This is a genomic window from Ruegeria sp. BHSB064 (genome assembly GCF_059613205.1).
Map to the genome: position 1 here is coordinate 1 of NZ_JBXWSB010000146.1, position 9,467 is coordinate 9,467.

The window sequence follows — 9,467 nt, forward strand, 5'->3', positions numbered from 1 at the left end:
CAGTTTTGACCCTTCTGCATTGCTAAAGTTCTTTGCGCAGTGCCGACCGTTCGAGAAATTGGCGCGTTGCAGTTTACGGCCGTTGCCGTAACCGGACGACACAGCCCGGAACGTCTTTTGGGCCTCGCAAATCACATAAAACCGCCGCCCTGGATTGCCATTCTGCGATGTACTGGGACGCGTGGCGTCTTTTGCCAGATAGCAAGGATTGGAAACCTCGCCCCGCCGGAGTTTCTTCTGATACAGCGCACGCGCGCGCTCAAGAACGATCGGCGCGATTTGACCTTCGGCGGTCCCGACGTGTTTTTGCAGCCATGCCGGTATGTCTTTTGACAGCGCATCACCCCGGTTGGGGAGCGCGCCCGCGAAGATGGCAACAATCAGGATGGTGATCGACAGACGGAGTGAATTCGGTCGCAACGGGACTGCTCCTGCTAGACTATCCTCGGGTCCAGTCTAGCACGGAAACCCGGACCCAGCGGGGACCGGATGTGTCGGATCGACAGATACTGTTGCCGTAAGTCCCAACCCTTTAGGATTAGGCCCGGATTTCGACGGCAAACTGGCGAAAAACAAAGATCCACCGACTGGAAATCGGCGCTTGAGCGTCCACATGAAGACTATGTTCACACGCCGTTCGTTTCTTGTCGCTTCATCCGCCTGTTTGTCCGCTCCGTATTTAGCGCGGGCGCAATCCCAGGACATGCGAGATTTGTTCGCCCGATTGCCCCAGCTCCATTCGCTTCAGATCCAGCGCGGCGACGAAGTCATCTTTGCGCAAGCTCCGAAAGGTCCCGGGCTGGACCGACCGGCAAATATCAAATCCTGCTCGAAAAGCATCGTGGCCTTGTTGCTTGGGACGGCCATCGACAGGCAGGAAATCGCGTCGGTGAATGCTACGTTACAGGATGTGGCACCGAGGTTGTTGCCGCCAAATGCGACGCCGGGCGCCGAAAGCATCACGATGGAAGATCTCGTCACATTGCGGGCGGGGCTTGAACGCACGTCCGGTCGCAATTACGGGTCTTGGATCAGCTCGCCCAACTGGATCGTCGATGCGCTCACCCGACCGATGGTGGCCGAGCCCGGGCAACGTATGTTGTATTCAACCGGATCGACCCACATCCTTGGTGCAGCGCTGACCGAAGCGTCCGGCCAAAGCCTGCTGACCCTTGCGCGCAGGCGGTTGGGCACGCCGCTGGGTATCGAAATCCCCGCCTGGACCCGGGACCCGCAAGGGTATTTCCTCGGCGGTAATGAGATGGCCCTTACGCCTCGATCAATGCTGAAGATTGCAGTCACGATGCGGGATGGGGGAGTATTCGCAAATAGTCAGGTCATTCCTGAAAGCTGGGTGTCCGTGTCCACCAAACCCTACGGCAGGTCGCAGTTCTCTGGGTTGGAATACGGTTATGGCTGGTTTCTGTCACCATCTGGCTATGCACTGGCCCGAGGGTATGGAGGTCAAATCATAGCCGCCCATCCCCGCCGCAACCTTGCGGTGGCGATTACGTCAGACCCAACCCGCCCTGCACGATCCGCTGGCTATTTCGGAGAGTTGATCCGGTTGCTGGACGGTCCGGTACTGAACCTCGCATGACGTATTGAACTTGTGGGTGAAAAGGGTCCACCTTGCCTGGGCAAATGCGCCATTCAATGTAGGACGTGTGTCTTTGCCTTCGCCGCCACGTCGATCACACGAGGGTCGCCGGTTTGGATGCAATCAGCAGGGCGTGCGCCACCAAGCTCCGCCTTGGGCGACGTCATCCAAAACGCACGTTGCCACGGAGACATTTCGGCGGGAAGCGCGCTTAGTACTTTTTCCATCAACGGGAACGGTGTTCCATCTTCGGCAAATTGAAAAGATGGGAAAGCCTCAGAGCCCTCATAAGGCACAGACAGGATTTTGCCGGTTCTTCTCCAGATGTCAGCAATCCGCGAGAACTGCCAGGACCCCTTCTTCCACTGGGCGTGGACAGCACTGATGTTCAACAGAGGATAATTCTGAGCAAACGCATCCTTGCGATCGTCTTTTGGGGCAAGGTTTAGCTCATCAAACCGAGAAAGATACATCTGAACACTCACACAACTTACAGGCACACTACGAGACTATTTTGCCAGAAACGCATTCGCGTGAAAGTAAATCAATTCACATTGGGAGTTAAAAAGTGGGGTGGTTGGTTTCAGGAAAACCAGCCTCTGGTTTCACAGCGACAAGAGCGGTTGCTGAAGCAATATCTCGCGGCACCTATCGTTGCGTGTCCCGACAGATAGTTGGTTTTTCGACATGATTTCGGTATTTGTAATGGGTAGCTGCCGTGACACACGCGCCCAAGTAACACTGTGGTTTTGGTATCGTATCCTGAGTGTTCTGAACCGTCCGACGCGTTGTTCAGGGTTTTGTAGGAGCGATTTGTTTTGGGTACTGACAACAATAATCGTTGGTGGCTTCTGGGTGCTATGGGCGCCATCCTCGGGGTTATCTTGCTGGACGAAACAGCGGTCGGCGTTGCGCTTCCAACAATACGCGAAGAACTGGGGCTTTCTGAGATCACCGCACATTGGGTGGTCAATATTTATCTTCTGACACTGGCCTGCTTAGCGGCCGCAACAGGTCGAATTGGGGACATCGTCGGAATCCGGGTGCTTCTGACCGCAGGGCTTTTTGTTTTTGGAGTGGCGTCAGTTGTTTCAGGATTTGCTCCAAACGGTCTAACGATGCTTGTGGCGCGTGGCATTCAGGGCGTGGGCGCTGCCGCGATCTTTCCGTTGTCTCTGACGTTGATCGCCTTGTCATTTGATGGGGCTGAGCGCGGCAAAGCTCTGGGAATCTACGGTGCCATCGGAACATGTTTTTTGGCGGCCGGACCGTTGGTCGGCGGTGCACTTACGTCCGGCCTTTCCTGGCGGTGGATCTTCTGGATCAATCCAGTGGTCGTTACATGCGTCGCCTTTGTTGTTTGGCGGTTTTGGCGCGATCCCCCAAGACACATCAAAGAGCGTTTCGATTTGGCAGGGATGGTGCTGTTGGTATTCGGGCTCTCGCTTTTGGTCTACGGAATAATGCAGGGGCCTGACGTTGGCTGGCAACAAGGCAACGTGCTCGCCGCCCTGGTCATTGGCGTCCTTGCGCTTGTGGTATTCGTATTTGTTGAGAACCGGCGCAAGGATCCCCTTGTCGCGGTGGCTCTTTTCAAGGATCCGACTTTCACCGCCTCCAACCTGATCGTCGGAGTCGCCCAATATGCCAAGATTGCAACCTTCGTATTTGGGTCGATGTACCTGCAAACGGTTGAAGGCTGGGGGCCGTTCTGGGCCGGATTGGCCTTGCTGCCAGCTGTCGTTCCGACGACCTTCTTTGCTCCAATTGCCGGCAAACTATCTGATGAGCGCGGAACTCGCTGGCCTGCACTTGTTGGATTGGTTCTTGTCACCATTGGTCTCGGCCTCGTTGGGGCGGGAATGATGATCAAAACAACGGCCATTGTTTTTGTTGGCTTTGTTTTGTTTGGCGCGGCTGTCTCGCTTATGTTTGTCCCCTCTCAGCGCGCTGTCACGATGTCGGTCCCTCCTCATATGCAGGGGCAGGCGGGTGGGATTGTGCTTTCAAGCCAGCTGATTGGAGGAACTGTCGGCATGGCGTTGTGCAGCACTATACTGGCAGTGACGTTGTCACATGCAGCGGTATTTTGGCTCGCTGCATTCTTGTCCCTGATGGTTCTCACTTACTCATACTTCGCGATAGATGCTAAGGAGACGGGGCAGTAGGTCACTCAATCAAAGTTGCAAACGAGCTGCACAAAAGCTGTATGAGTCGCCCTACACAAACGGCTCCTTTTCGAATTTAGCGACAAGCAAGCTGTCTGCCGATTGCATGGCCCCGTTCGTCCAGCCCTGAGACACCGACCACGCCTCATTGCAAATGTGAATGCCTGGAACCGGCTCTTGCATGTAGTCGATGATGTCGTTTGGGTTCGCGTCAATTCCCCATAGATGATAGGCAGCGCCCCAAGGTTCGCGGCCCCAATTCTGGTAGGTTGCCGCAACGGGTTCGGGTAAGTCGTCACCGAGGTTGTGAGACTTACGGGCCTGGTTCCAAACCTCTTTCACCAGCCGGTCGGAGGCTGGCAAAAGCTTGCGCATTGACGGGACGATAGGATCTCCGTCAGGTCCGGTCGCCTGATCAATCCAATCAGGCGCACCGTAAGTCGACCCTTCGGACAGCGCCTCCCAATACTCGATCATCTCGCCATCGTGGTAACTCGCCATCAACAGCGCATGACCAGATGCATCATCTACGCCCCAGCGATAAATCTGTCGTGCCGGTAAGTCCGTTATGACACGACCAACGGAAAGGTTTCGGGGCGTCCACCAATCCTGATCAAATGCGAGATGTACTTTGGCCAAGGGCACCTTGTGAACACTCTCGACCGCGCGTGCAAAACGGGAATTACCAGAAAACACTTGGGTGTTGATCAGCGATGGAAAAGCATTCGGAGGAATAGCCAGGATCACGCGCGCAGCGGATACTATTTTCTGCCCGGTTTCCGTCTGGAAAATCAGATCAAAGCCTGAATCGGATCGATGCGTGAGATCGGTCAGTTTATGTTTTAGGTGAACCTTCCCACCGCTCGACATATAGGCATTGGCGACCGCTTTGGGGATCTGTTCAAGACCACCATCCAACTTCAAATACTTTGTTTTGTAGGCAAAGTCGCGTTCGAACCAACTGATCGCTGTTTTGCTGTCCCAATTGGATAAAGGGGAGTTATAGCCCAGAACGTCGCGCATGAAATTGTACGACTCGCGACTGCGCTCTTGAAGCAAGAGTTCCCATAATCCCGTCCCATCCAGAGACAGAGCGCCTTCGGCAACCCTTTTGTTCAGATCGTTTATCGTATGCGTCAGAAGATCCTCTCCGCCTGCGATGAGCGAGCGTTCCTGTTCGTGCAACCCGTAGGGAAGAGTTTCGGCCTTGGAAAGCTCAGAGAAATGCTGACCACGCAGGTAATAGCCTGTGATCGGGTAAGAAAAGTCCTGCAACTTATCGCGCCCGACCAAATCATTGACCACTTTGAGCGCGTGTTTGTCGGTGTGCCGCAAACGCATACCACCGATTTCTGCAGTCTGGGTTTCAAGTTTGGCGAAATGCAGAGAGAGAAGGCGCCCTCCGACCCTGTCCGTCGCTTCAAAGACGCCCACCCGTGATCCGTGCGTCTCGCTTAACCGCATCGAACAAAACAATCCGGCCACACCGCCGCCCACAATTGCGATGTCCAGATCAGTTGCTCCAGTCTGCGCGCGAAGTGCAGGAGACGCCAGCGTAAACGCTCCGGCAGCTCCAACTTGGCTTAGAAAAGTTCGACGTGTCGGCATTGCGTCTTCTCATGTTGATAAAAGGCAAAGAACTGCAAGTGCGAGGATCAGATAAGGGGCAGTTATGTCGTTTCATAGTGGCCAGTTTATCGATTTTGGCAACCGGCGTGTCGTCTGGCAGGGCCATTATTGAAAGCGCACCAAGGGCTGACTGGGGTCAGCAGATCGGGAAGAGCGCAAGCGTTCTTGCTGCTGCACGGAAGCATCAAGTTCCTGCGCAACAGACCCGTGCTAAGATGAGATCATCTGAAGTTGGGAGGAACCACATGCCGAAGGTCGAGCTGAATGGAGCAACAATCCACTTCGAAGACACGGGTGGTGATGGTGAACCGATCATATTTTCTCATGGCCTATTGTTCAGCGGGGCGATGTTTGAGGATCAGGTTACACATCTTAAAAACGGTTTTCGCTGCATCACGTTTGATCACAGAGGGCAAGGACAAAGTGGTGTGACTGATGATGGCTATGACATTGACACGCTGACCGCTGATGCCGCGGCGCTTATCAAGAGTCTGAACGCCGTACCCTGTCATTTTGTTGGCCTAAGCATGGGTGGATTTGTTGGAATGAGGTTGGCGGCCCAAGAGCCTGGCATACTGAAATCGCTTACACTGCTTGAAACCAGCGCTGACCCGGAAGATCCCGAAAACGCCCCGAAGTATCGTAAGCTGAACTCTGTGGCGCGCTGGATCGGACTGTGGGCCGTGATAGGAAGGGTTATGCCGATCCTGTTCGGACACACTTTTTTGAATGATCCGGCACGACAGAAGGAAAAGTTGAGATGGTCCAATGCCATTGTGAGCAATGATCGGATCGGGATTACCCGCGCGGTCAAAGGGGTAATTGAGCGCGAAGGCTGTATGGATCTTCTTGGCAAGATCACGATTCCCGTTGGCATCGGGGTTGGTGATGAAGACGTTGCAACACCTCCAGAGAAATCTAAGCGTATACACCGTGCGATCGAGACCTCAGAGTTGGTCGTTTTCAAAGGTGCGGGTCATTCGTCATCGATCGAAACACCGGAACAGGTATCTGACCTGATAGAGCGCACAATTCAGCGTTCAGGCGGTTAAGAAAAAATTTACCTAAAGCGCAGAGCGAGAGTAAAAGCTCGCTCGGTTCTGCAGCGCGTACCTGGGATGGCACATCACTTTGGACGGCGCAGAGAACGTCGGTTCGGTGATTAGCACTTCGTTGGCTGGCAATTTCACGAGCTTCCGCTAAGGGCTGGTCAGGTAAGTCTCGTACGCCTTTTTGATCCAGGAAGGCAATGTCGGCTATACGGACCACAGCGCAGCGAACGTCGGCCATGGATAATGGTTGACGTTCATTGAGCCTGCTGTGACCGACCGGCCCGGTGTCTTGCTTATCGAACGCCTCAAGGCAGGTTTTAAACCTTGGTGAATTCCATTCGGTAGACTACTTCTTCGCCTGTCCTGGGGTCGACGCCGGGGGCACCGCTGATCACCAGCCTGTCCCCCACCAGCTTGAACGGACGAGACACATCGCCAGCCCATTTTGGGTTCCATGAGCCGTCTACATGGTGAATGACGTGATCCCCTTCGAGCGTGTAAGATGCAACGTAGGCGAGCATGTCATCGAACATCTGCGCCTTCTGCTCCATAGACCAGTCGTCTTTGCCCGGCATGGGCCGATCGCGGCGAAAGACGGTGGCCATCATTCGACCATCAGCATGATATGCTATGTACCCGATTGGCGCTGGCCCCAAAGCGTCGGTCGTCTCTCCGGTCTCGACCGAAGTGCGTGTCCAAGCGTCCATCTTCCAAGATCCGATCAAAGCACTTGCGTTTGCCACGGCACCTCCTGCGAGCGATTGTTCATTCTAAATCATGGTACAACTCGCGAGGACACACACGCAATAAAACCCTATCTCTGCACTCAAGCTCATGCTCGATGCTGTCTCTGGACACCTGGCCAATTGAATGGCTCTATCCGGAATGGCCGCTTCGTCGGCGGTCTTGTCAGAAAAACTTCAGCTGAGGCGGGCAGGGTGGTCGCGAAGCGTTTGCCCATGACCAGACCTGCCTCTATGAAATACTTCAGAACCAGTCCCGAGATCATCCGCTTTGCAGTGATGCTTTCTGCTCCGGCGTTGTCCATGGAATCCACGAAGACTGACCAATTGAGAGTTGCCTCAAACTTGGTGAGAAGGCCGCCGCCGCCTGCCTGTCCGGGCATACAGCCACTGATGGGTTAAAAACAATCTCGGTGCCGCAAACCCCACCTTCGTGAAATCGCCCGGACCGAAGGAGAGTTAGTCCGCGATCCTGACACCCACCCCATTTCCAGCTTCGCACGCGCCGCGAAATGGCGGAACTGCTGGCTGCGATAGCAGCTTCTCGCCCGGCTCGCCGATAGCATTTAAGGGCTGACGTCGCCCAACGAGAATTCTCATTCGGCATTGGCTATCTTATTGTTTACTCGGGCAATCCAGCGCGCCTAAGGCCTTCCAGCCAATGTTCCCAGTCTTCCGGATCTCTGACCGGTACCATCTTGCGTACCCGCTCAATCGTCAGTCCTGGCATCGTTTCAAGCAATCGCTTAATAGAAAGCTGTGCTTCTTCTCTGCGCCCCAACATACCCAATGCAGCTGCCTCTTGCCGCATTAGCGATGCGTAACCTGGGTGCTCTTTGAGGCCTTCGATCGCGTTTTCAAGGCAACGATCGTACTGTCGCGTTACATAGGCACCGATCCCAAGCCCGCCACGCCAAAATGCTTTCAACGGATCGCGCGGGCTTAGAGCCATCGCAAGTTTGGCCGATTGCTCTGCCTTGTCGGACTCGCCCGACACGCCATACAAGGCAGCAATATTACCATAACCGATTGCCAAGTTTGGATTTAGGTCAATGGCGCGCAGCAAATGGATCAAGGATTCATCGAATTTGCGAGCAAAGCACAGAGCCATTCCCAACACGGCATGAGCGTTCGCATTTTGATCATCTAGTTGCACCGCAAGGCCGGCCTCAACCTCTCCTGCCTGAATGGCTTCTGTGGAATCCATGCGCCACAAGTGAAGCATGCCCATAATGTGACTGAGAGCCAAAGCCGCATGTGTTTCGCTGTCGTCCGGGTCACTTTCCAAGGACCGCTTTAACAGATCATGGGCGATCTGATTGTTTTCCTTTGTGAATTTCCCAAGGTGCCATCTGGCCTGAAGCACTTTGTCCCAGGCGCTGAGGTTGTCTGACCGTTTCGAGCGTGCCCGTCGGGTTTCAGCACCGATCGTCTCGGGTGCGACAGCCGAGACAATGGATTGGGTAATCTCGTCTTGAACAGCAAAAACGTCCGTCAATTCACGATCATATTTGGCGGCCCAAATGTGAGCGCCACTCTCACCGTCAATTAATTGCGCAGTCACTCTTACTCGATCGCCAGCTTTTCGCACACTTCCTTCTACCAGGTATCGCACGCCAAGGTCTTGGCACACCTGATCGACGCGAATGGCCTTTCCCTTATAGGTAAAGCTCGTATTGCGGGCGATGACGAAAAAGTCGCGGAAATGCGACAACGCAGTGATGATATCTTCTGCTATTCCATCGGAAAAATATTCCTGCTCTGGATCAGAAGACATGTTGTCGAAGGCCAGTACGGCAATCGAAGCTTTTCCAGCATCAAAATTCGGTGACGGCATATGCGAGGTGGCGATGTCACCCGCAATCCAACGAAAAACTCGGACAGGTGTTTCTATGTTTTTAAGTTTCTGTTCCCCGTCGTCTCGAAATCTGGCGTTGATTTTTCCGACCAGGCTGTCATGCACGATTCCGGAAATACATACACCACCTGGTTCAGCCAAAGGTTCCAGCCTCGCAGCGATGTTGACCCCGTCACCATAGATGTCTTCGCCCGTCGTAATCACGTCGCCCAGATTAATGCCAATTCTAAGTTGAATCCGGTCTGCGCTTTGAGCTTTGGTGTTGTTTTGGATGGCAATCGCGCAAGCGACCGCATCCAAAACGCTCGCAAACTCGACCAATGCACCATCGCCCATAAGTTTAACAATTCTGCCGTTGTGTTGGGCAATCTGCGGATCGAAGCAGTTTCGGCGAAAAGCGATCAGCTGTTCCAACGT

General features: G+C 54.2%; 7 protein-coding genes and 2 pseudogenes. 4 read left to right on the forward strand and 5 right to left on the reverse strand.

All coding sequences use genetic code 11. The features are described 5' to 3' along the window. Positions 1–420, reverse strand: a pseudogene (locus AC2FNU_RS21830) (hypothetical protein); the annotation flags it as partial. 202 nt (positions 421–622) lie between these two features. Between AC2FNU_RS21830 and AC2FNU_RS21835 the strand changes: the two are divergent. Then, the gene (locus AC2FNU_RS21835; protein WP_496792493.1) at positions 623–1,600 is read left to right on the forward strand and encodes a serine hydrolase domain-containing protein; all 978 of its coding nucleotides are present in this window, start codon (positions 623–625) and stop codon (positions 1,598–1,600) included. Positions 1,601–1,653: 53 nt separating this feature from the next. On the opposite strand, the gene AC2FNU_RS21840 is transcribed toward AC2FNU_RS21835, so the two are convergent. Then, on the reverse strand, positions 1,654–2,085 hold the full coding sequence (locus AC2FNU_RS21840; RefSeq protein WP_496792468.1) for a hypothetical protein: 432 nt from the start codon (positions 2,083–2,085) through the stop codon (positions 1,654–1,656). 375 nt (positions 2,086–2,460) lie between these two features. Here AC2FNU_RS21840 and AC2FNU_RS21845 point away from each other — a divergent pair, with 375 nt between their 5' ends. Further along, the gene (locus AC2FNU_RS21845) at positions 2,461–3,768 is read left to right on the forward strand and encodes an MFS transporter (RefSeq protein ID WP_496792472.1); all 1,308 of its coding nucleotides are present in this window, start codon (positions 2,461–2,463) and stop codon (positions 3,766–3,768) included. Between the two features lie 51 nt (positions 3,769–3,819). On the opposite strand, the gene AC2FNU_RS21850 is transcribed toward AC2FNU_RS21845, so the two are convergent. Beyond that, on the reverse strand, positions 3,820–5,376 hold the full coding sequence (locus tag AC2FNU_RS21850) for a flavin monoamine oxidase family protein (protein ID WP_496792476.1): 1,557 nt from the start codon (positions 5,374–5,376) through the stop codon (positions 3,820–3,822). 266 nt (positions 5,377–5,642) lie between these two features. Between AC2FNU_RS21850 and AC2FNU_RS21855 the strand changes: the two genes are divergently transcribed. Then, positions 5,643–6,449, forward strand: coding sequence for an alpha/beta fold hydrolase (locus tag AC2FNU_RS21855; RefSeq protein ID WP_496792480.1), 807 nt, complete (start codon positions 5,643–5,645; stop codon positions 6,447–6,449). 317 nt (positions 6,450–6,766) lie between these two features. On the opposite strand, the gene AC2FNU_RS21860 is transcribed toward AC2FNU_RS21855, so the two are convergent. Further along, complete coding sequence (locus tag AC2FNU_RS21860; RefSeq protein WP_496792484.1) at positions 6,767–7,192, reverse strand: lipocalin-like domain-containing protein; 426 nt, start codon at positions 7,190–7,192, stop codon at positions 6,767–6,769. A gap of 210 nt (positions 7,193–7,402) precedes the next feature. On the opposite strand from AC2FNU_RS21860, the pseudogene AC2FNU_RS21865 reads away from it, so the two are divergent. Further along, positions 7,403–7,477, forward strand: a pseudogene (locus AC2FNU_RS21865) (IS6 family transposase); the annotation flags it as partial. A gap of 337 nt (positions 7,478–7,814) precedes the next feature. On the opposite strand, the gene AC2FNU_RS21870 reads toward AC2FNU_RS21865, so the two are convergent. Continuing rightward, positions 7,815–9,467, reverse strand: a 1,653-nt coding sequence (locus AC2FNU_RS21870; protein ID WP_496792489.1) for an adenylate/guanylate cyclase domain-containing protein, incomplete at its 5' end; no start/stop codon positions are given.

Bases quoted from the DNA above. Each gene is read 5' to 3' on its own strand.
- AC2FNU_RS21850 (WP_496792476.1), bottom strand. From the start codon at position 5,376: ATGCCGACACGTCGAACTTTTCTAAGCCAAGTTGGAGCTGCCGGAGCG.
- AC2FNU_RS21835 (WP_496792493.1), top strand. From the start codon at position 623: ATGTTCACACGCCGTTCGTTTCTTGTCGCTTCATCCGCCTGTTTGTCC.
- AC2FNU_RS21845 (WP_496792472.1), top strand. From the start codon at position 2,461: ATGGGCGCCATCCTCGGGGTTATCTTGCTGGACGAAACAGCGGTCGGC.
- AC2FNU_RS21855 (WP_496792480.1), top strand. From the start codon at position 5,643: ATGCCGAAGGTCGAGCTGAATGGAGCAACAATCCACTTCGAAGACACG.